Annotated in this window: 21 protein-coding genes; 6 read left to right on the plus strand and 15 right to left on the minus strand. The window is 50.1% G+C overall.

The features are described 5' to 3' along the window. Positions 1-16 precede the first annotated feature (16 nt). Positions 17-589 carry a PEP-CTERM sorting domain-containing protein gene (locus tag CSQ88_RS06370; RefSeq protein ID WP_099397270.1) on the minus strand — a complete coding sequence of 191 codons (573 nt, stop codon included), beginning with the start codon at positions 587-589 and terminating at the stop codon, positions 17-19. 310 nt (positions 590-899) lie between these two features. Between CSQ88_RS06370 and CSQ88_RS06375 the strand changes: the two genes are divergently transcribed. The 3 genes from CSQ88_RS06375 to CSQ88_RS06385 all read left to right on the plus strand — a co-directional run bounded on the left by CSQ88_RS06375 (position 900) and on the right by CSQ88_RS06385 (position 3,594). Beyond that, a complete protein-coding gene (locus CSQ88_RS06375) occupies positions 900-1,280 on the plus strand; it encodes a hypothetical protein (RefSeq protein WP_099397271.1) in 381 nt (126 codons plus the stop codon). A 152-nt stretch (positions 1,281-1,432) separates the two neighbouring features. Then, positions 1,433-3,007, plus strand: a complete 1,575-nt coding sequence (locus CSQ88_RS06380) for an ABC transporter substrate-binding protein (RefSeq protein ID WP_099397272.1) — start codon at positions 1,433-1,435, stop codon at positions 3,005-3,007. Between the two features lie 140 nt (positions 3,008-3,147). Beyond that, entirely contained in the window at positions 3,148-3,594 is a 447-nt protein-coding gene (locus tag CSQ88_RS06385; RefSeq protein ID WP_099397273.1) for a hypothetical protein, read from the plus strand. On the opposite strand, the gene CSQ88_RS06390 is transcribed toward CSQ88_RS06385, so the two are convergent. From CSQ88_RS06390 to selD, 3 genes are all read right to left on the minus strand, one after another. Next, positions 3,591-4,376 (minus strand): ferritin-like domain-containing protein, encoded by a 786-nt coding sequence (locus tag CSQ88_RS06390; RefSeq protein WP_099397274.1) that lies wholly within the window; start codon positions 4,374-4,376, stop codon positions 3,591-3,593. The two genes, CSQ88_RS06385 and CSQ88_RS06390, sit on opposite strands and share 4 nt — an antisense overlap. A 258-nt stretch (positions 4,377-4,634) precedes the next feature. Then, entirely contained in the window at positions 4,635-5,951 is a 1,317-nt protein-coding gene (locus CSQ88_RS06395; protein ID WP_099397275.1) for an NAD(P)/FAD-dependent oxidoreductase, read from the minus strand. A 527-nt stretch (positions 5,952-6,478) separates the two neighbouring features. Beyond that, positions 6,479-7,516: a selenide, water dikinase SelD gene (selD, locus tag CSQ88_RS06400; RefSeq protein WP_099397276.1), complete on the minus strand. Its 1,038-nt coding sequence runs from the start codon at positions 7,514-7,516 to the stop codon at positions 6,479-6,481. 151 nt (positions 7,517-7,667) lie between these two features. Here selD and mnmH point away from each other — a divergent pair, with 151 nt between their 5' ends. Then, the gene (mnmH, locus tag CSQ88_RS06405) at positions 7,668-8,711 is read left to right on the plus strand and encodes a tRNA 2-selenouridine(34) synthase MnmH (protein ID WP_099397277.1); all 1,044 of its coding nucleotides are present in this window, start codon (positions 7,668-7,670) and stop codon (positions 8,709-8,711) included. A 54-nt stretch (positions 8,712-8,765) separates the two neighbouring features. Here the strand turns inward: mnmH and CSQ88_RS06410 are convergent, their stop codons facing one another. From CSQ88_RS06410 to CSQ88_RS06420, 3 genes are all read right to left on the minus strand, one after another. After that, positions 8,766-10,403, minus strand: a complete 1,638-nt coding sequence (locus tag CSQ88_RS06410) for a methyl-accepting chemotaxis protein (protein WP_218963015.1) — start codon at positions 10,401-10,403, stop codon at positions 8,766-8,768. A 165-nt stretch (positions 10,404-10,568) separates the two neighbouring features. Beyond that, entirely contained in the window at positions 10,569-10,976 is a 408-nt protein-coding gene (locus CSQ88_RS06415; protein ID WP_099397278.1) for a hypothetical protein, read from the minus strand. A 92-nt stretch (positions 10,977-11,068) separates the two neighbouring features. Further along, the gene (locus CSQ88_RS06420; RefSeq protein WP_180273556.1) at positions 11,069-11,836 is read right to left on the minus strand and encodes an SDR family NAD(P)-dependent oxidoreductase; all 768 of its coding nucleotides are present in this window, start codon (positions 11,834-11,836) and stop codon (positions 11,069-11,071) included. A 203-nt stretch (positions 11,837-12,039) separates the two neighbouring features. On the opposite strand from CSQ88_RS06420, the gene ampC reads away from it, so the two are divergent. Further along, complete coding sequence (ampC, locus tag CSQ88_RS06425; protein ID WP_099397280.1) at positions 12,040-13,215, plus strand: class C beta-lactamase; 1,176 nt, start codon at positions 12,040-12,042, stop codon at positions 13,213-13,215. Between the two features lie 52 nt (positions 13,216-13,267). Here the strand turns inward: ampC and CSQ88_RS06430 are convergent, their stop codons facing one another. From CSQ88_RS06430 to CSQ88_RS06455, 6 genes are all read right to left on the minus strand, one after another. Further along, positions 13,268-13,606 carry a hypothetical protein gene (locus tag CSQ88_RS06430; protein ID WP_218963017.1) on the minus strand — a complete coding sequence of 113 codons (339 nt, stop codon included), beginning with the start codon at positions 13,604-13,606 and terminating at the stop codon, positions 13,268-13,270. Positions 13,607-13,889: 283 nt separating this feature from the next. Further along, entirely contained in the window at positions 13,890-14,654 is a 765-nt protein-coding gene (locus CSQ88_RS06435; protein ID WP_218963018.1) for a carboxymuconolactone decarboxylase family protein, read from the minus strand. A gap of 63 nt (positions 14,655-14,717) precedes the next feature. Continuing rightward, on the minus strand, positions 14,718-15,113 hold the full coding sequence (locus CSQ88_RS06440) for a MerR family transcriptional regulator (RefSeq protein ID WP_218963019.1): 396 nt from the start codon (positions 15,111-15,113) through the stop codon (positions 14,718-14,720). Positions 15,114-15,169: 56 nt separating this feature from the next. After that, a complete protein-coding gene (locus CSQ88_RS06445) occupies positions 15,170-16,081 on the minus strand; it encodes a polysaccharide deacetylase family protein (protein ID WP_099397283.1) in 912 nt (303 codons plus the stop codon). Positions 16,082-16,094: 13 nt separating this feature from the next. Further along, positions 16,095-16,649, minus strand: coding sequence for an SRPBCC family protein (locus tag CSQ88_RS06450; RefSeq protein ID WP_099397284.1), 555 nt, complete (start codon positions 16,647-16,649; stop codon positions 16,095-16,097). Then, complete coding sequence (locus CSQ88_RS06455) at positions 16,646-16,963, minus strand: PilZ domain-containing protein (RefSeq protein ID WP_099397285.1); 318 nt, start codon at positions 16,961-16,963, stop codon at positions 16,646-16,648. The genes CSQ88_RS06450 and CSQ88_RS06455 overlap by 4 nt, the downstream gene beginning before the upstream one ends. Positions 16,964-17,070: 107 nt before the next feature. On the opposite strand from CSQ88_RS06455, the gene CSQ88_RS06460 reads away from it, so the two are divergent. Next, positions 17,071-17,289 carry a hypothetical protein gene (locus tag CSQ88_RS06460; RefSeq protein WP_099397286.1) on the plus strand — a complete coding sequence of 73 codons (219 nt, stop codon included), beginning with the start codon at positions 17,071-17,073 and terminating at the stop codon, positions 17,287-17,289. Between the two features lie 129 nt (positions 17,290-17,418). On the opposite strand, the gene gspE is transcribed toward CSQ88_RS06460, so the two are convergent. After that, complete coding sequence (gspE, locus tag CSQ88_RS06465; protein ID WP_099397287.1) at positions 17,419-18,876, minus strand: type II secretion system ATPase GspE; 1,458 nt, start codon at positions 18,874-18,876, stop codon at positions 17,419-17,421. Further along, on the minus strand, positions 18,873-20,918 hold the full coding sequence (gene gspD, locus CSQ88_RS06470) for a type II secretion system secretin GspD (protein ID WP_099397303.1): 2,046 nt from the start codon (positions 20,916-20,918) through the stop codon (positions 18,873-18,875). Before gspD ends, gspE begins: the two co-directional genes overlap by 4 nt. Positions 20,919-20,931 lie beyond the last annotated feature (13 nt).

Below are 20,931 nucleotides of genomic sequence, written 5' to 3' on the forward strand. Positions count from 1 at the left end.
ACCGGCCATTTTTTATTTATCTGGTTTTACGCCTTCTGGCGGCCAGTAATCCCAACACGCCCATCCCCATCAGGGCATAGCTTTCCGGCTCTGGTACTGCAGCAATATGAATATTATCAATGGCAGAATATGCAACGCCTGTTTCAGAAGTAAGCACAATTTTGCTTAAGCCCGCCCAGTTAAACACTGCATGCGTGGGGGCAGTTGTCGTTGAAAAAACATCCTGAGTAAAAGTCAGCGTATCGCCCACATAACCCTGAAAGCGCGTAATGCCGGATTCATAACCTTTGGTGACGTAAAGATCAAGCAGCGTAAATGCCGTATCACTGGAAAAAGAGGCCGCAGTGCCACCATCGTTGTAAGCAATATTTGGCCCGGAAACCACACCCGCCTCAAAGCCAGAGCCCGGAATATATGCCCCTGCTAAAGAAGCAAAATTAGACCAGTTAAAGCCCGCATAGCCATTTGCAATCGGGGCACTATCTGGCCCCAGCGTATCAAAATCAATCAGCTGAGCGGCCGCAGGTGCAGATAATAAAGCAGATAATGCAAATATGCCGGCTAGTGCAAAAGATTTAAAAGTATTCATGGCCCCTCCAGAAGATTACGCTAATATATTTATAAAGTTACATATAAATATAAAATCAATTACTCTTATTGAAATATCATAGCAGCAATTAATTTTTTACCATCTGAATTTACACATTGAAATATAAGCAATGACTTATGCAAGCAAAAAAAAATTTATGACAAAATATTAAAAAAACAAAAAATGCTAAGCAAACTGAAATGTATACTCAAAGTCCCTGGTGGTCTTTTTCCCCTCAGGTACTTTGCCGCACGCAACCATCTTGCCATTCTTTTATGATTAGACGGTTCACACTGACATGGCACAAATTATGAAACGTTTTACCCTGCTAAGCCTGCTGATGCTGAGCCTTGCTCATCCATGCTTTGCCAGCCATTGGCGGGAATTAGGCAATACGCCCAATGGCAATCTGATTTCTGTACTTGATACCCAAATTCGTAAAGGTGACATTATCACCACCCGTATTCGAAATGATTTATCCGAGCCTAAGCAAACAGAAAATGGCCATATCACCCGCATTGAGGCCGATTTACAAATTAATTGCAGCAAAAAAACAGTATCTCCGATTAGAACCTTTTTATTTGATGATCAGGGCAGCGCAGAGCTTTCTGTGAATTTACGTGGCGGGCGGGATTTTATCAAAAAGAACGAAGACAGCTCTTTTGGTTTAGCCATTAAGGAGTTGTGTTAAAAAACATACGCAGTAAGTTTATTGATTGTGATTCGAAATAATTGGTTAGAGTCAAAAAAGCTTTTTTTAACTAACGATATGCGAAAAAAGCTATTTTTAAACCATAGATAGCACGGTATTATCTAAGCATCGCAACACATCGAGAATCTGCCATGCGTTTGATTTCATCGCTTTTTGTTTTACTCTGGGCTGTTACCGCAGAAGCCAAGCCGCTCACGGTATGCACCGAAGCCAGCCCGGATGGCTTTGATGTTGTGCAATACAATTCACTGACCACCACCAACGCATCTGCTGACGTATTGTTTAATCGACTGATTGATTATGACGCCGCTACCGGTAAGCTGGTGCCCAGCCTTGCAGAGAAATGGGAAATCAGCCCTGATGGCCTGAGCTATACCTTTACCTTAAAAAAGAATGTCTCTTTTCATAGCACCGATTACTTTAAACCTACACGCGCGCTCAATGCCGACGATGTGGTCTTTACCTTTAACCGCATGCTGGACAGCAATCACCCCTGGCATAAGAGTGCGCCCAACGGCTATCCCCATGCGCAAACTTTTCAATTACCCAAACATATCAAGGCCGTTAAAAAAATAGACGCACAAACGGTGCGCTTTGAATTAAACGCGCCCGAAGCCACTTTCTCTGCCCTGCTCACCATGGGCTTTGCCTCGATTTACTCGGCCGAATATGCCAATCAATTGCTGGCAGCAGGCAAAACTGGTGATTTAAATACTAAACCAATCGGCACAGGGCCTTTTGTATTAAAAAGCTATCAAAAAGACAGCACAATTCGCTTTGATGTTTCTGCCCAATACTTTGGCAATAAACCTAAAATAGATAAATTGATTTATGCCATTACCCCTGATGCCAGCGTGCGGGTGCAAAAATTAAAAGCAGGCGAATGCCAGATTGCGCTCTCACCCAAACCACAGGATGTATTGGCGGCAAGGCAGGATAAAAGCATACAAGTGATAGAAACCCCTGCATTTTCTACCGCCTTTATTGCTTTTAACAGCCAGCACAAACCTTTTGATAATGTAAAAGTGCGCCAGGCACTTAATTATGCCTTTGATAAAAAAGCCTATCTAAAGCAGGTTTTTGACGGTACAGCCACCGCCGCAGATGGCCCTTATCCGCCCAATACCTGGAGCTATATCAACTTAGAAGATTACAAATATGACCCCGCTAAAGCAAAGCAATTGCTGGCGGAAGCAGGGTTTCCCAATGGCTTTTCCACCACTATCTGGATACGCCCGGCAGGCAGTACACTTAATCCTAATCCACGGGCAGGCGGGGAATTACTGCAGGCTGATTTGGCTAAAATCGGTGTGAAAGCCGAGCTGAAAGTAATTGAATGGGGCGAGCTGATTAAACGCGCCAAGGCCGGCGAGCACGATCTCTTATTTATGGGCTGGAGTGGCGATAATGGAGACCCGGATAATTTCTTAACACCGCAATTTGCCTGCTCATCCGTAGAATCAGGGCTGAATTTTGCCCGCTATTGCGACCCGCAGCTGGATAAGCTCATTAGCAATGGCAAAAAAATAGCCGATCAGGCGGCAAGAGCAAGGCTTTATGAAACAGCGCAAAAAATCATTCATGATCAGGCATTGTGGATTCCATTAGCGCATCCAATTGCCGCTGTGCTGACTAAACCCAATATCAGCGGCTATAAAATCAATCCATTCAGCCGCCAGGATTTTAGTAATGTGATTGTGAAGTAAATTTTATGACATCAATAAGGGCGGTTAAAACTCATTAAAACAGAGTTTTAACCGCCCTTATTTTTCAGATGAAAAGTATGAGCGTTGGGTGCTTGGTCTATAAAGACAAATAGCAGCTATCTGGAATGGGGTATAACCCAATGGCATTACTATTATTTGGCAGTTTGCTGATTGTCTTTGGCTTATTAGCGGGTTGCCTCTTACTGATCGCCCCGCTCGGCATTCTTGAAATCACACCGGGAATAGGCCTTTGGCTCTTATTCCCTGTCTTTAGTATTGGCGGATATTTTCTGCTGACGCTGACGCCCCGCTTTGCAAAACTGCGGCTGCTGGCCTGGTTTTTATCCAGCTTACTGCTTTTACTGGCTGCAGCCGCAGCAGCCGAATTAATGCTTTATGCCAGCACGCTGATGCAGCCTGCGGGCAGCACGCTGATCTTGTGGTATGTATTAATCATTGCAGGTGGCTTGGGTGTGGTGGCAACCGGTGCTTTTGATCTTAAAAAACTCATTCCCAAACTGCGGCGCAACAAGCCTGAGCCGCCTCCACCGCCGCCCGCTCCGGTCAGCCCCAAAACCAAACATTAATCCGCGGACTGTAAGGCTGACAACTCGGCCTCACTAAAGCCTGCGGCCCTGCGCGCATCTAAATTAAACGGCCCTCGCTGCTTTGCAGCTTGATATTGCAAAGCCAGCTGCTCATAGGCCGCAATCGTATCCAAACCCCGCTCTTCACACAGCGCCTTATACCAGCGATTGCCAATGGCCACATGGCCCACTTCATCCCTCAGGATGATATCCAAAATAGCAGCGCCAGCCTTATCACCACAATGCCTGAGCCGGTCCCTGATTTGCGGCGTCACATCGAGGCCACGCGCCTCCAGAGTACGGGGCACCAGCGCCAGCCTTGCCAGTAAATCATCCCTGGTTCTTTCTGCCATATCCCATAAGCCGTTATGCGCAGTGAAATCGCCATAGGCGTAGCCCAGCGTCAGCAGATGGTTCTGCAACAGCTCAAAATGATAAGCCTCTTCACGGGCTACCTTCAGCCAGTCGCGGTAAAAATCTTCGGGCTGGCCGGCAAAGCGCCAAAGAATATCCAAGGCTAAATTAATCGCATTAAATTCAATATGCGCCAGCGCATGGATCAAAGCAGCATGCCCTTCTGGCGTGCTGATTTTACGACGCGGCACATCCACAGGCGGCACTAAAGGCGGGCGATCACTCAAGCCCGGCGTTTGTTCTGTACTGATAATGTGTTCATCGCAAGCAAGAGGGTGCAGATCTTCGATCGCACGCACAAGGGCGATTTTATCCTGGTGACTGGCCATTTGCAGCGCGAGCAAGGCTTGATGGCGGATGGATTTCATAACAGGCAACGATAAGCAAAGAACGTATTCTGGACAGTCGGGCGTGGCTTGGCAAATAGATCGTCTGTGCGCCAGCTCTCAAAAAGATCTGCAGACACAGAGATCAGCACTTGTAGTTTGGGTTAGCGGTCTGCGTGTAAGGTTTACCTCACTCAGCGATATATCGTGTAACCCAACGTTCTTTCAAGTGTTGGGTTAGCTTATTTACATCGCTTACAACAGCGATGTAAATAAGCTAAACGCAAGCTGCATTTATACTTAATGCAGCTTAATTCTTGGTTTGCTCACACGATCAATGTATTCGCCCCATGTGGCCAGCCAGGTTTTAAACCAGCCATTCACCGCCACCTGATGCTTTTTATAGAGCGACCAGTACATCATTTTGGCAAACTGGCCCTCGATAAATACGCTGCCCCTGGCGATGCCGCCCATTAAGCTGCCCACGGTGCTGTATTCCCCAAGGGAAACCAGCGAGCCGTAATCCTGATACTTAAACTCTGGCAGGGGCTTACCCGCCAAATAAAGCGGAATGGTTTTCGCCAGTAACATCGCCTGCTGATGCGCGGATTGCGCGCGCGGCGGCACCGTGGCGCCTGCATCGCCAAGCGGGCAGGCTGCACAATCACCCAGTGCAAAAATACTTGGATCACGCGAAGTTTGTAATGTGCGGCTGACTACCAGTTGATTCAGACGATTGCTCTCCAGCCCGGCGATCTCTTTCAGGAAATCTGCCGCTTTAATCCCCGCAGCCCAAACCACCAGATCGCTAGGGATAAATTTGCCTGAGGCCATTTGTACCCCGGCAGCAGACACATCCACCACCCGCTCGTTGGCGTGAATTTCCACCGCCATTTTACGCAGCTCAAGTGCCACGGCATCTGATAAGCGCTCTGGCAGGGCCGACAATAATCTTGGCGCGGCGTCCACAATCACAATTTTTAAATCGCGCTCAGGGTGAATATTGGCAAAGCCAAAGCTGCTCATAATGCGCGTCGCCATATGCAGCTCGGCCGACAGCTCTACGCCTGTGGCACCGCCACCAATAATAGTGACGGTAAAACGCCCTTCACCAGCCTGTTTACGTCTTGCCTGCGCGCGTAAGCAGCTATTAATAAAGCGTTTATTGAAGCGCTCTGCGGCCTCCGGGGTATCGAGCATAATGGCGTGGTTTGCCACACCCGGTGTGCCAAAATCATTGGTCTGGCTGCCCAGCGCCATGACCAGCGCATCGTAAGCAATGGTTTGCTCAGGCACCAGCTCGCTGCCGTCTTCCTCATCCAGCGTTGGGGCCAGCACCACTTGCTTTGTTTCTCTGTCCAGCCCTGTCATGCGGCCAAGGCGAAAATCAAAATGATGCCAGCGGGCCAGCGCGATATATTCCAGCTCGTCAGCATGGCTGTCTAAAGTGCCTGCTGCCACCTGATGTAAAAGGGGCTTCCAGATATGAGTGCGTGCCGCATCGATCAGAGTGATATGCGCTTTGCCCTTGCGGCCCAGCTTTTCACCTAATTTAACCGCCAGCTCTAAACCACCAGCACCTCCCCCTACAATGACGATGCGTTGCAATGCAGTCATAGCCATCCTCCCGTTGATTAACTGCCCTTATTATGCGTGAAGCTGTCATGAAAAGGGCATGTAAAACAACCATTTAAAGAGGCTTGATTACATGGGTGGAATACGCTACTTACAAGCGCCAACTAACCCTCGCGCCCTGCCCCCATGTGCGCTAAGCAAAGTCAAAACCACGAAGTCCCCTGCGCTGCGGACAATCGAGTCGGCGGCGAGCAGGATTGGCTCGTTCCTCGCTCCCAAGCGATCCCCCGCCCCGCTTCTTCCTCGCTCCGGCGTGTTTCAATGGGACGATAAAAAGCCCTATGTAAAGAGCGTGGTTGTTATGTATTTCGCTGTTCGCTAATAAAAAAACAATTTGGTTAGCACATAGCCCCCACCCCCTCTCCACTAAAGAGAGGGAAGCTAAAAATAGATACCTATAAAAAAACTGATTATTCTCTTGGTTTTCTCCGTGTCCTCTGTGCACTCTGTTGTTCAAGATTTGGATTTTGTTCAAATAATTGAAACCTAAGCCACCAAATAATTGAAACCTAAGCCACCAACACCCTCGCCTCGCCCTCAGCAAGCTGCCCGATCACCGCAGCCTGTGCAAAGCCTTGTGCATTAAATAGCGCCATCACTTCATCCACGGTTTCAGCAGAGCAGGCCACGAGCAGGCCGCCGGAGGTTTGTGCGTCGGCCATGATGCGCTGCTGCCAATCCGGCACTTGCTCGGCAAAATCCACATGCAGCCCAAAGCTTGCTAAATTACGCTCGATCGCGCCGGGGCCTATGCCTTGCTGAGCAAAACCAACAGCGGCAGAGAGTAGTGGCAAATCATTGGCCACCACATTGGCAGTCAGTTTAGCGCCACGGCAAACTTCTAAAAGATGGCCAAGCAGGCCAAAGCCTGTTACATCGGTCAGCGCGTGCACGCCCGCCAATTTAGCCAAATCACTGCCGACTTTATTGAGCTGCGTGGTGGTATCAATCAGCTGCTTATAGCCGGCCTCATCCAGCAGGCCTTTTTTCATGGCCGTGCCTAAGATACCGATGCCTAGCGGCTTGCCTAAGATCAGCACATCGCCCGCTTTGGCATCGCTATTTTTTTTAAGCTGCTTAGGATGCACCAAGCCCATCGCCACGAGGCCATAGATCGGCTCGGGAGCATCGATCGAATGCCCGCCCGCAATCGGAATACCCGCATCGCTACATACCGCCACGCCACCGGCCAAGATTTGCTGGATATCTTCGATCGGCAGCAAATTGACGGGCATGCCGACAATCGCCAAAGCCATAATCGGCGTGCCGCCCATGGCGTAAATATCAGAAATCGCATTGGTGGCGGCGATACGGCCAAAGTCAAAAGCATCATCCACAATCGGCATAAAGAAATCGGTGGTGGCGACCAAGGCCTGCTCATCGTTGAGCCAGTAAACGGCGGCATCATCCGAGGTTTCAGTGCCCACTAAAAGCTTGGGGAACATGGCCGCTGCGGGTAGCTTAGACAGCATTTCTGATAAAACGGCCGGGGCGATTTTGCAGCCGCAGCCACCACCATGCGATAAAGACGTTAACTTTGTGCTCATTACATACTCCTGAACAAATATTTATGGCCTACCTTATCAGCCTGCCCTTACTTTGACGAGCGCGGGATAAATGCAGTAAGCGCGGATTTATCCACGGCGCTGGCACGGGCGTGGGACAATTCAACTAATCGCGAGCCTAAAGTGAAATAACGTGAAAAATTTATTGGTAAGCTTGGCTGACCTGCCCGCCTTTGAAGAAATAATCGATGTACGCACCCCGCTTGAATTTGCGGATGATCATATCCCCGGTGCAATCAATGCCCCTGTGCTCAGCAATGAAGAGCGCGTGATTGTTGGCACTCTTTATAAACAAGACCCCTTTGCCGCCACAAAGCTGGGCGCGGGCCTCGTTGCCAAAAATATTGGCGTTCACCTTGCAAGCACTTTTAAAGACAAACCACAAAACTGGAGGCCGCTGATTTACTGCTGGCGTGGCGGCAAGCGCTCCGGATCGATGGCCACCTGGCTTAACCTTATTGGCTGGAAAGCCCGGCAATTAGAGGGTGGCTATAAAGCTTATCGCTGCCAGGTATTGCAGCTTTTAGAAACACTGCCTGCGGCTTCACGCTTTATTGTACTGGCGGGGCACACTGGCTGCGGCAAAACCCGTTTGCTGCATGCGCTGGCCCAAAACGGCGCACAAACGCTGGATCTGGAGGGCCTTGCCAGGCACCGAGGATCTGTCCTTGGCAGCTTTCCTGCGACCAGCCAGCCCTCGCAAAAAAGCTTCGACAGCCAGCTGATCCGCCAGCTTGCTCGGTTTGACCCTGCCCGGCCGGTATTTGTGGAGGCCGAAAGTAAACGCGTAGGCCAAATCCAGCTGCCCGCCAGCCTGATGCTAGCCATTCGTGCCGCCGATTGCATCCTGGTGCAAGCCCGCTTTGAAGACCGGATCCGTTTTTTATGCGATGACTACGCCAGCCTGTTTGATTACCCGGCCAACTTTAAAACTAGGCTGTCCCGGCTGGTTGAAACGCATGGCAAAGTGGTGCTGGCACACTGGAACGAGCTGATCGATGAGGGCAAAAAAGCAGAGCTGTTTGCTGAGCTGATCAGCAAACACTACGACCCAGCCTACAAACGCAGCAGCCAGAGTAATTACCTCAAGCTAAGCGATGCAAGGCCGCTGCTGATTGACCCATCGGGTGATTTAAATGAGTGTACAAGGCAATTGATTATGGATTTAGCAGCGTAAAACGAAAGGGGAAGCCAGAGGCCTCCCCTTTTTGCATCCCAAAATACTCAATATCTATAACTTAAACCGCTGTACCGACTGATGCAGATGAGTCGATAAGTTTTGTAAATCTTGTGCAGAGCGGGCGCTAAGCTGAGTTTCCTGTGCTTCAGCCTCTGCCCTTTGGGCAATCTGCTCCACCGCTTTAGCGATTTCTGTGGTGGCCATGCTCTGCTCACGAATCGCACTGCTGATGCTGTCTACCACGCTGCGCACCTGCTCTGCTCCAAGCCGTATTTCTTCAATTGCGGTGCCTGCTTCATTGGCCAGCTGCACACTGGCGTTGGCCTGCTGCACGCCATTTTCCATTTGCACAATGGCTTCGCGGGTGCCGGTTTGAATCTGCCCGACCATGGCGGCAATCTCAACGGTTGACTGGCTGGTGCGCTCGGCCAGCTTGCGTACTTCATCGGCCACCACAGCAAAACCACGGCCCTGCTCGCCCGCCCTTGCCGCCTCAATGGCCGCATTCAGCGCCAGCAGGTTTGTCTGATCGGCAATGTCTTTAATCGTGCCCACAATCGAGGTGATCTTGTCAGACTGGCGGCCTAATTCTTCGATACTAACTGCCGAGCCTTTCACCAGCTCAGCAATTTTATGCACCTCGGATGTTGCCCGATGAATCACCACCGCCCCGCGCCCGGACATCTCTCTGGCGTTTTCAGCCAAGCCACGGGCATCACTTGTGTTGGCGGTAACATGATCAATCGACACCGACATTTCTTCCACTGCCGCAGCAATCGAGGATGCCGATCCGCTTTGCTCATTCGAGCGCCGTGCCACTTCGGCTGCACTCTGGCTCAGGCCGCTGGCTGCCGCGCTCATTTGCCCGGCACCGCTGATCACCTCAGCAATCATGGTGCGTAAGGTTTGCTGCATATCCCGCAAACTGGCCATCAGGCTGTCTTTATCCTCCGCTTTACAGGCCACAAGCTGATCTAAATGGCCATTGGCCACACTTCTGGCCAGCGCCACCGCAGCATGCGGCTCGCCGCCAAGCAGCTTAAATAATGAGCGCCCCAGCATCAGTAAGGCCGTCGCCACAAAGCCCATCAACAACAGACCCAGTGGCAAAATCACCCATAATTCGCCGTGAAACGTAGCATCGATATCATCAATATACACGCCGGTGCCTATCACCCAGCCCCAAGGGGTAAAACCCTGCACATAGGAAATTTTATCCACCGGCTCGGTACTGCCTGGCTTACTCCACTGATAGCTAACAAACCCAGCGCCAGTACTTTTAACCACCTGCACCATTTCCAGAAACAGCGCTTTGCCATTCGGATCTTTCAGCTGCGATAAATCCTTACCATCCAGCTCTGGCTTCATGGGGTGCATCAGCATTTTGGGGCTAAGATCATTCACCCAGAAATACTCTTTTTTATCGTAACGAATCGCTCTTAAAGCCTGTAATGCCGCCGCTTGAGCTGCGGGCTGATCCATTTTTCCATCGCGGCTCTGCTGCTCAAAATGCGCCACGATTGTTTGCGCTGCCTCGGCCAAATTTCTCACTTTATCTTTACGGCTGCTCAGCATTTCATCTTTAAAATGTGACAACAACAAACCGCCCAACAAAATAAAAGCCAGCAAAGTAATCCCTGCCACCCACACCAGCCTGGTGCGTAAAGTCATGCCAGCTTGCCCCATCATTACATCCCCCCGTGTTTATTATTAATTACTTATTCACTGGATTATGCCGATGTAAGGATTGAAAGAGTCAGTCTTTCTATAATTTGTTGTAAATCTACGACTAAGAGAAAGCACGTACGGCAGGAGCAGCCACAAATCTTCATAGATAATCTTGACGACCGTATTTTAGAAAAAACGGCCCTCTGCACTGCGAAGCTGCTGAACCAGAGGAATAATCTGCTTCCAATAATTGGAAATAAAATAATTCCAATAAGGCTTCTGCAGCCAAATTCTTAAACGAAACCACGGTGATTCGCGGCGAGCCGCAAACAGGCTGCAGCGTGCAAATAAGCAATCAGGATCAAACCCAGCCCACTCCCCAGTAATGCTGGCCAGATTAGCTGAAACGGCTGGAGCAACCTCATAGTCATGAATAGCACGTACCTCTTCCATAGAATATGGCGAAGAAGCAATAACCCTTGCAATGTATTCAAACTGAAAATCTTGCAACTCTGTGTCCAGCCAAAAATCTGACAGCGCTTCCCACACGGGTGCACGTATAAGTAAATCTTCCGAAGAAAGCCCTGCCCCCATCTTTTCGTCACCAATAAATAAATAATTAATTAATAAGTAAACGATCTTTAGAAGATGACCTAACCCTTATCCACACAAGCCGCTATTCCACCTCAAGCCTGTAAGCCCCCATCCACCACAAGGCTATGCCCCACAACATAAGATGCTGCAGCGGAGCTGAGCCAGAGAATGGCATTGGCAATTTCATCCGCCTGGGCAAGCCTGCCTATTGGAATCGCCTGGGCCAGCTGCGCCTGATGTTCAAGTAACTGATCCTCTGTCAGATGTGCTGTTCTGCGCGTGCGGCGTGGTGTTTCAGTTGCGCCCGGGCAAACGGCGTTAATCCGCACGCCCCGCCCGATATATTCTTTTGCAGTGGAGCGGGTCAGCCCGATCACCGCGTGCTTGGCGGCGCTATACATGGCCGCAGTCGGTGCGCCGGATAAGCCATTCACCGATGACACATTCACGATCGTGCCGCCACCTGACGGCAGCATCGCTTCAATCTGATATTTCATGCAATTAAACACACCTAAGACATCGGTCGATACCGCACTGTTTGCCATCTCAAAGCTCATTTCATGCGTGGCGGCAGGCATAAAATCGCATGCGGCGCTATTAACCGCCGCATTCAGCTGACCAAAATGCTCCACAGTAAAACGCACCAGTGCTTCAACTGATAATGGATCACTCACATCACAGCCATAAAACACAGCCTGCCCCATGGCGCGAAGCGCTGACTCTGCCGCTGCCCCTTGCTCACTGTTTCGCGCGGCCACCACCACCTTAGCGCCATTTTTCAAAAAAGCTTTTGCTGCAGCTAAACCTATACCGGTTGTTCCACCCGTAATAAGCACCACTTTGCCGTGAAGACTTTGCATGGGATCACACAATGACATTGAGATCATCAGATTATATAAGCGATAGCCAGGTTACACAGGATACAGATGAGCATATTTACCAAATTGCTCAGCCCTTAATACTATATGCAGCTTATTTAAGTACAGAAAAAACAGCTGACTAATAAATATCGCCATACAGCCCCTTAATATGCAATGATCATCACACCCGAAGGTAATAAATGATGCGCAATAAAACAATACATTTAATAAAAACAATGGCACTACTGGGATGCATTAACCCATTAAGCCATGCAGCAGAAGACACAGATCAGGCCTATATTCAAAAAACAGTCAGCACGGCAATCGCCCCCATCCAAAAAGAATTCAATATCCCCGGAATAGCGGTTGCAGTGAGTATTGATGGCAAGAATTACTTTTATAATTATGGCGTAGCATCAAAAGAGGGAAAACAAGCAGTTAGCAAGGATACATTGTTTGAAATTGGCTCGATTAGTAAAACCTTTACCTCCACACTGGCCTCATACGCCCAAATCAATGGCCAGCTTTCTTTTAGTGATAGCGTCAGCCAGCATTTACCTGATTTACGCGGCAGTGCCTTTGATAAGGTCAGCCTGCTTAATCTGGCCACACACACTGCCGGTGGCTTGCCACTGCAAGTGCCTGATGAGATTAAAAACAATGATCAGTTGATGGCCTATTATAAAAACTGGCAGCCTGAATATGCTGCAGGCACATATCGCGTTTATTCCAATCCCAGCATTGGCCTACTCGGCGTAATTACCGCTAAAAGCATGAATACTTCTTTTGAAGATGCGATTGAAAAGAAGTTATTCCCTGAGCTGGGAATGACAAATAGCTATATCAATGTGCCCGCAGCACAAATGAAAAATTACGCCCAGGGCTATAATAAAAAAGACGCACCAGTCCGGGTTAACCCAGGTGTTTTAGCATCCGAAGCCTATGGCATAAAATCCAGCCCGGCAGATATGATTCAATTTGTGAATGCCAATATGCAAATTGGCAAAATAAACCATAAAGTACAACAAGCGCTGATCAATACTCACAGCGGCTATTTTAAATCCGGAGCACTAACCCAAGACTTAATCTGGGAGCAATACGCTTATCCGGAAAAATTAAGTACTCTATTAGAGGGCAATAAAGATGCTATGGCCTATCAGGCTAATGCGGCCAATAAAATCAACCCGCCTTTAGCCCCACAAACTAATGCATGGATCAATAAAACCGGCTCCACCAATGGCTTTGCTGCCTACGCGGCATTTATTCCCGCCAGGAAAATAGGCATTGTGATCCTGGCTAATAAAAACTACCCAATTCCATCACGGGTGACGGCGGCTTATCAAATACTCGGACAATTGGATCAAAATCCAAATCAATAAACACCGGGCCAATTGCTGTCAGCGATACAGGCAGGATATTTTTCAAAAATGATCATCCAGTATTTGCTGACAGCCAGGCCAATACCGCCACAGCCAAAAGTGCAATCCACCCAGGATGGCGCCCTTTTGTACCCACAAAAACAAGAAGAGCGCTCCCAAAATTAGCCGCCATCACTGCGCTTAAAATTAGTGAACTGGAAGCCGGGTATCCCATGGCAAGGCTGAGCAAAATACCTGAAAAAGCCCATCCAAATACGGATGCCAGATGCCAAGTGGCCCAGAGAATTCTGATATGCCGCTTGCGCAGCGGCGGCGCCCCCTCTGAGGGAACAAACCCACCATGCCGAACATGGCGAAAAATCAGCATCTCGCCCATCAAAGAATGAATCACGCCAGTAGCCGCAGCAACGACAGCAGCAAGCAAAAGTGAGGTCTGCATATCATCCTTATTAAGCGTCAGAGCTTAATCGCCGTTAAACCAAATCCGTGTCAGCCACGCCAAGCATCAACTCATGCTCAACAAGTATGCAAAAAAATGGAATCTTGGAACACGGAGTCAAGATGAGCCCTAGCAATAGCTTACCCACTCTGAATTAGCATTTCATTGCGTAATAAATCTTTGAGACATATACGCAATAAATGCAAAAGTCTGAGCACATCGCTAACCCAAAGCCCTAAGCCTGCCATCCCTTTGCAATAGCAAAGCTGTCTTCAAACATCTCATAGCTTTGAATTTCGCCATCCAGCACCACAAAGCGCATCACAAATGCGCCCTGATAAGCATGGCCATTCTTGTATTGCCATGCAAAATGCCCGCGGGCCAGGGCTTCGTTTTCACCGTCATACCAGCGATCAATCACAAATTGTGTGGCTTGCCCGGCTGCTGCGATCTGCTTCAGGCATTGCTCAACTTCGGCGCGCCCCTCCCAATGCCCGGCCCATGGCACAATTTGGCGGTCACCCGGAATATGCCAGGTTATGGCCTCACTTAAATAATCTAAAGGCGGCTGACCAGCAATAAAGCTTGCGACAAACGCTTTGGCAACGGCCAGAGGAGCCAGTGGACGGCTTGGTGCGTGGTATTGGGCAAAGATTTCTTTTGCTGCAAACACGGCATTGAGCGCCGCAGGAAAGCCCGCATACACCGCAGTCTGGATCAGCACCTCGATAATTTCTTCGCGGCTTAGCCCCACATTTAAGGCGGCTTCTAAATGTACTTTTAGCTGCGGCGCTGCATTGCCCATGGCGGACAACATGGCCACCGTTGCCAGCTCTCTTTGCGCTAAAGTCAGGCCGGGGCGGGAATAGATTTCACCAAAGGCAAATTCGATAATATATCGGCCCAGATCGGGCGCAATATCACGCAAGCTATTAACCACCCGCTCGCCTGCCTGATCGTCTACTTCTTTGAGTTTTTTCCAACCAGATAACTGCTGCATGCCATTCTCCCTGAGTGAAGAGCGCATTCAGCAACACACCGGCACGGCCGGTAAATACAGTTGCTAATGCTGCTCTGAAGAGAGTGACGCTTCCATTTGCTGATAAGTGGCGATTTTGCTGTGCAATAGCGAGAGGTTTTCCTGCAAGCTGGCAATTTGCAAAGCCAGCGCAGCAGCGTGCGCTTCCAGCATCTCACGCCGCGGCTGCACACTGGCCAGCGTTTGCCCTTCCCGCCGTAAGCTGGCGTAGCGTTGCATATCAGCGATGCCCATGCCGGTAGCACGTAAACGCAGCAAAAAATCGATCCAGCGTAAATCGTCCTCCCGATAACGGCGCTGGCCATTTAAAGCCCGCGGCACCGCATCGATCAGGCCAATTTTCTCGTAATAACGCAGCGTATCCATCGATAAACCACTGCGTATTGCAACTTCAGAAATGGATAAGGTCACCATGGACATCAGCATAAAAGCTGGAGTGCACTCCAGCGCAAGCGAAAAGTGAGCAGGCCGATATATCAGGCAGGAAACCGTGGCCCCTGCAGTGCCAGCGTGCCGCTGCGCCCTGCCAGCTCGCCCATTTCTACGCTGTGATAAGGCAGGCTGGCGGTGTCGAGGGCATTAAACAGCTCAAGAGTTGAGACCAGCTTATAGCCTTGATCCAGCCAGCCTTGCAGCAGGCGCTCAAAAGTAGGCAGTAATTTCATGCCTTCCAGCTCGGCGTGCAGGGTATAAACATGGCCGAATTCTGGCTCTGCGGCGGTGAGTTTGAGCAGGTGTTCGTGCACATTATCTGGCGTTAAATCACCCACGCCGATCAATTCATCCAGCGTTGGCAAGGTGGTGGGCAGCTGCACGCAGCGCACTGGCTCGCCTTTTACCACAGGCCAAAATGGATGGGTGCCGCGCGTATCTGATGCGTAAGTTAAAGCCATGCGCTGCTGGTGGCGGTAGGCTTCCGGATTCATTTGCCAGCCTGCCGCGCCGTGGGTTTTGGCTGGTGTGCCGAATACTTCGGCAAAGCGCACAGCGGCTAAATCAATTTGTTCCCTCGTCCATGCGGCGGATTCACCTGCTACATAGTCTTGCCATTTGATGTGATCCCAGGTGTGAATGCCGACTTCAAAACCACCTGCTGCCACACTGCGCAGAATATCAGCGCAGCGGCGGCCAATATCCGGGCCGGGCAAGAGCGTGCCGTAAAGCAGGGTTTGAATACCGTAGTGCTCTACCACCGAGGTGCGTGATACTTTTTTCATAAAGCCGGGGCGGAACACGCGTTTAATGGCGCGGCCGGTGTGATCTGGCCCCAGGCTGAATAAGAAGGTGGCATCTGCGCCCAGGCGCTGGAGTAATTCTACAAGGCGGGGCACGCCTTCACGCGTGCCGCGGTAGGTATCGACATCAATTTTTAAAGCGAGAAGTTTCATTCAGATGTTTTTTTTAATGAGTTTGTGGGACAGAGGCGGCTGCTTGCTGATCATGCCTTTTAAGCATTTCTTGCTGCATCGCGGTGAACTGCTGGCGAACCTGATCACGCATGGTATCAAGAGCAAAGCCAGCAAGCAGGCTGGATTGCGGCTGCCATTCTGCGTGATAGCTTATCATGGTCTGCCCTGGGGCTGGTTTCAGTAGTGCGACACTTTTATAGGCTTCACTGCCGCCCACCGATGTCGCGCGAATTTCACTGAGGGGTTTTAAATCGATATCCCGCACCGATTCGTAATGATAACTAAACAAGCTTAAAGGCACGCTCAATACCTGGGATACGCGCAGGTGATTGCCCGATTGGCTGACAATATGGCTGCTGATTAATTGCGGCAAAAACTGTGGCATATGTTCAAAATCAACCATCACTTGCCATGCCTGCTCTTTGCTGACCGGCACCGTGAATTCGGCATCAATTTTGACTATATCTGCGTCTTTACGCGCATCTACCCTGACCTCGCTGGCCACTGCAATCGAGCTAAGCAGAAGTGCTAAAAACGCAAATTTCATCGAATCACCTTTAATATGAACAAGCCCAGCTCATACATCGCCCCCTGCTCTATCTGGTGGCAACGCACTACTTTCACTCTTACCGCCAGAGGCTCTTTGGGCCCTGCCCCCTCCAGCGGAGGCATCACAAATAAATCAAATTTTTCGTCTGGCCTTGGCACATAATTGGTTTCCACCGTTAAACCTGTAACGCTTAAATCTGTGCAGACGCCATAATACGCAGGCCCATAATCAAGCGGCCGGATTTTAACTTTACACTCAACGGGCACACGTAATGCATCCCGTTTATTGTGATCACTCATACCGGCTTTCATGCAGAAAATCCTGTTGGATGGCGACCGAAAAATAAAGAATATCAGCTAAACTTATTTCATGCCGTATTCACAATCTTAGTTCGAGAATGCCCCAAGGAGGAGTGATCATGTCGGATATTTCTGCAATTAAATCCTACGTTGTAAACCTGAACCAAGCGCTAAAACAGACCTCGCAACAGACCTCGCAACAATTGGAACAAATTGCCAACAGAGTCTCTAAAAAATCTGAAGCTGCCACGGATGTGGGCTTGGCCAGCATTCAACGCTCAAATGCAATGAATGAAGTACTGGGTGAATATCGCAATAAAATCGATACTTTTGCTTAACAAACAGTGTGCCAGCTGCAGAGAATACGCGGCCAGAATTGCCTTACGGCCTTGTAAAATACGGGGTTAGCTATGATTACCCGCCATCATTAAAAGGCGCACCACAAAATAGGGTGCGCCTTTTAATGTTTATACATCCCGAGTGACACGCAAGACTTCTTCCAGCGTGGTTTCACCTTCCAGTACCCGGCGCACACCATACTGACGCAGGCTAAGCATGCCCTGGCTGCCAGCGTAAAGTTTGATTGCCTGCTCGGTAGCGCGCTCGTGCATCATGCTGCGGATATTTTCATCGATCACCAGCAATTCATACAAACCACTACGGCCACGATAGCCGCTCTGCTTGCATTCAGAGCAGCCTACAGCGCGGTAAACCGGCTTGTCGCTGCCTAATTGCTCGGTGGTTAAAGTATCTGGCGTATGCAGCTGACGGCAAGTTGGGCAGAGACGACGCGCTAAACGCTGGGCCAGTACGCCTAATAAAGACGAGGCCAACAAAAAAGGCTCGATGCCCATATCCACCAAACGCGTTACCGCGCTTGCCGCATCGTTAGTATGCAGGGTCGCCAAAACTAGGTGACCTGTTAAAGAGGCTTGTACGGCAATTTGCGCGGTTTCTAAATCGCGAATTTCACCGATCATCACCACGTCCGGGTCTTGGCGCAAAATAGCGCGCAGCGCGCGAGCAAAAGTCATATCAATCCGCGTACTGACTTGAGTCTGCCCTACGCCATCCAGATCGTATTCAATCGGATCTTCTACCGTCATAATATTACTGGAGCTGGCATCCATACCGCTCATCGCGGCATACAGCGTGGTGGTTTTTCCCGAGCCGGTTGGCCCCGTCACCAGGATAATGCCGTGCGGCTGAGCGAGTAGTTTTTCTAAAGTAGCCAGCGTATCGGCAGCCATGCCCAGCTTGGCTAAATTCAAACGACCCGCCGATTTATCCAAGAGCCGCAATACCACCCGCTCGCCGTGACCTGTCGGCAGGGTTGAAACCCGCACATCAACCGGGCGGCCCGCAATCCTTAGCGTAATCCGTCCATCTTGCGGCAAGCGTTTTTCGGCAATATCTAGCCCCGCCATTACCTTGATGCGGGAAACCAGCGCCGCGTGCAAGGCGCGTTTAGGCTCGATCACATCGGCTAAGCGGCCATCAATCCGAAAACGCACCACCGAGCGCGTCTCGAACGGCTCGATATGCACATCAGAGGCGTTTTCACGCAGCGCTTCGGTGAGCAAGGCGTTAATCAGGCGAATAATCGGCGCATCGTCTTCGGTTTCGAGCAGGTCTTCGATTTCGGGTAATTCTTGGGCTAAGCGCGACAAATCGAGGTTTTCTTCCAGATCGTCCACCACCATCGCCGCACCACTGCCCTGGCCAAATAATTGGGACAGCTGCGCTTCAAACTCCGCCGCATCCACCACCGAAATATTAAGCGGCCTGGCGGCAACACGGCGTAATTCGTTCAGCGCAGAAAAATCACCGCCTTTGCGAAACAATACCGTGACCGAATCGGCCTCATGGTGGGCATCCACCACGCCGCGATCACGGGCAAAATGATAGGGTACTAAACGGCTCATGGTTTAATGGCCGGTTCGGTTGGAGCCAGTGGCGTGGCTTTGCGGGCATCGATCACTTCGGGCAGTGCCACCGCAGGCATCTCAGGCAAGAGCGCGCTGGATGGGCGCTCGAAGCGATTTTGCTCCGCACGTAAATACTGGTAGCGATCAGAAGATAAATTACGCGTTGCATCCGCATCCCTCAGCACAACAGGGCGCAAGAAAACCATCAGATTTACTTTCTCTGATTTACGGTCTTCATAGCGGAAAAAAGCCCCCAAATAAGGGATATCGCCCAATAAAGGTACTTGGCTGCGCTTTACCGTCACCCTATCTTCGATCAGGCCGCCCAATACAATAATCTGCCCATCATCGACTAGGACTTTAGAATCAATCGAGCGTGTTTTTGTTGCTAGGCCAGCACCATCGGTTAAGACCGATTTATCGATGCTTGAGACTTCCTGATACACCGTCAGCGTAATACTGCCGCCTTCCGATACCTGAGGGCGAACGCGCAGTTTAATACCGACATCTTTACGCTCGATTGAGACAAAAGGATTGGCATTTGCACCTGATGAAGCCTGAGTACCCGTAATAATCGGGATATTCTGCCCAACCATAATCTTGGCTTCTTCATTATCTAAGGTCATTAAATTAGGCGTGGAAAGTACATTGCCATCGCCACTGTCTTGTAGCGCCGAGGCCAGCACACCCAGCGTAGGCGTGCGGCCATTCACCGGATTGCCATTTAAAATGCCAAGACTTAAACCGCCAGGGATCACCGAAGGGTCTTTGGTTGCAATCCCTTTCAGCAGGGAACCTAAGCCATTTAATGATGCAGCCCCCACCGCCGAAACATTCTCATTTCCCCCTGCCAGCAACCATTGCACACCAAATGCGCCTGCTTTAGACACATTCACTTCAGCAATCATCGCTTCTACATAAACCTGAGCACGACGAACATCCAGCTTATCAATCACCGAGCGCAGATTGTTATAGATATTATCCGGAGCGGTAATCACCAAAGAATTGGTCATATTGTCGGCCTGAATCATCACATTCACGCCACCAATCTGAACATTTGCCGCTGCCGATGTTGGCGCGGCAGGTGCGCTGGCTGGCATTCCACCCGACGGGCTGGCTGTCATGCTGCTGCTGGATGTTGTCGTTGAGGAAGAGCCAGAATCCTGCCCTGTCATAATCCCCTTTAAGGTATTGGCCAGCTTGGCCGCCTCAGCATTTTTTAAATACACCACATGGATATTGCCACCTGCTGCGCCTTGGCTATCCATGGTTGCCGCCAGCTTTTTAATTTGCTGAGCATGCAGGATGTTTTCACTGCGTACCAATAAGCTATTGCTGCGTAAATCAGGCACTACCACGCTGCGCTTTACACCTTCGGCCAGCGGCACGCCCTGATTAACGCCCTGCACCATGATTTCTGGCATCAGGCGGCCCAAGTTTTGCGCCACATCGATGGCAGATGCGTATTTAAGTGCAACCGAAAAAACATCCGAGCTGCTTGGTTGATCAATACGCTCAATAATTTCATTTAAGCGGCGGATATTATCGGCGTAATCGGTAATCACCAGCGTGTTGCCGCCAGGATACGCAGCAATCGTATTATTCGGACTGATCAAAGGGCGCAGAATCGGCACCATTTGCACGGCGGATTCGTATTTAAGCGGGTAAACCTGCGTCACCATCCGGTCCCCTGCCAGCTTCATGCTGCGGTTACCGGTATTGCTGTAATGCTGCTTGGCATCGGCCTCTGGCAATACTTTCACCACACCGCTTGATTCAACGGCGGTAAAACCTTGCTGGCGCAGCGCCGATAATAAAATCGGAAACACCATTTCTTTGCTTACCGCCTGGCTGGACACAATATTGAGCGTGCCTTTCACCCTTGGATCGATGACAAAGTTTTTACCTGAAATTAAACCAATCGCTTTAATGGTTGATTCAATGTCAGCATTAACAAAATTAAGCGTGACCTTATCGTCGGCAGCAAGGGATAACTGGGAGGCTAAAAGGCAGGCTAGTAAGAAGGGGCGCAGAATCATGGGATTTAACAAC

The sequence above is a fragment of the Iodobacter sp. BJB302 genome, from assembly GCF_002735645.1.
GTDB lineage: Bacteria > Pseudomonadota > Gammaproteobacteria > Burkholderiales > Chitinibacteraceae > Iodobacter.

Bases quoted from the DNA above. Each gene is read 5' to 3' on its own strand.
- selD (WP_099397276.1), bottom strand. From the start codon at position 7,516: ATGAGCACAAAGTTAACGTCTTTATCGCATGGTGGTGGCTGCGGCTGC.
- gspD (WP_099397303.1), bottom strand. From the start codon at position 20,918: ATGATTCTGCGCCCCTTCTTACTAGCCTGCCTTTTAGCCTCCCAGTTA.
- CSQ88_RS06440 (WP_218963019.1), bottom strand. From the start codon at position 15,113: ATGTCCATGGTGACCTTATCCATTTCTGAAGTTGCAATACGCAGTGGT.
- CSQ88_RS06395 (WP_099397275.1), bottom strand. From the start codon at position 5,951: ATGACTGCATTGCAACGCATCGTCATTGTAGGGGGAGGTGCTGGTGGT.
- CSQ88_RS06445 (WP_099397283.1), bottom strand. From the start codon at position 16,081: ATGAAACTTCTCGCTTTAAAAATTGATGTCGATACCTACCGCGGCACG.
- CSQ88_RS06435 (WP_218963018.1), bottom strand. From the start codon at position 14,654: ATGCAGCAGTTATCTGGTTGGAAAAAACTCAAAGAAGTAGACGATCAG.
- CSQ88_RS06370 (WP_099397270.1), bottom strand. From the start codon at position 589: ATGAATACTTTTAAATCTTTTGCACTAGCCGGCATATTTGCATTATCT.
- CSQ88_RS06455 (WP_099397285.1), bottom strand. From the start codon at position 16,963: ATGAAAGCCGGTATGAGTGATCACAATAAACGGGATGCATTACGTGTG.
- CSQ88_RS06420 (WP_180273556.1), bottom strand. From the start codon at position 11,836: ATGCAAAGTCTTCACGGCAAAGTGGTGCTTATTACGGGTGGAACAACC.
- gspE (WP_099397287.1), bottom strand. From the start codon at position 18,876: ATGAGCCGTTTAGTACCCTATCATTTTGCCCGTGATCGCGGCGTGGTG.
- ampC (WP_099397280.1), top strand. From the start codon at position 12,040: ATGCGCAATAAAACAATACATTTAATAAAAACAATGGCACTACTGGGA.
- CSQ88_RS06390 (WP_099397274.1), bottom strand. From the start codon at position 4,376: ATGAAATCCATCCGCCATCAAGCCTTGCTCGCGCTGCAAATGGCCAGT.
- CSQ88_RS06375 (WP_099397271.1), top strand. From the start codon at position 900: ATGAAACGTTTTACCCTGCTAAGCCTGCTGATGCTGAGCCTTGCTCAT.
- CSQ88_RS06415 (WP_099397278.1), bottom strand. From the start codon at position 10,976: ATGGGGGCAGGGCTTTCTTCGGAAGATTTACTTATACGTGCACCCGTG.
- CSQ88_RS06385 (WP_099397273.1), top strand. From the start codon at position 3,148: ATGGCATTACTATTATTTGGCAGTTTGCTGATTGTCTTTGGCTTATTA.
- CSQ88_RS06460 (WP_099397286.1), top strand. From the start codon at position 17,071: ATGTCGGATATTTCTGCAATTAAATCCTACGTTGTAAACCTGAACCAA.
- CSQ88_RS06410 (WP_218963015.1), bottom strand. From the start codon at position 10,403: ATGATGGGGCAAGCTGGCATGACTTTACGCACCAGGCTGGTGTGGGTG.
- CSQ88_RS06450 (WP_099397284.1), bottom strand. From the start codon at position 16,649: ATGAAATTTGCGTTTTTAGCACTTCTGCTTAGCTCGATTGCAGTGGCC.
- CSQ88_RS06380 (WP_099397272.1), top strand. From the start codon at position 1,433: ATGCGTTTGATTTCATCGCTTTTTGTTTTACTCTGGGCTGTTACCGCA.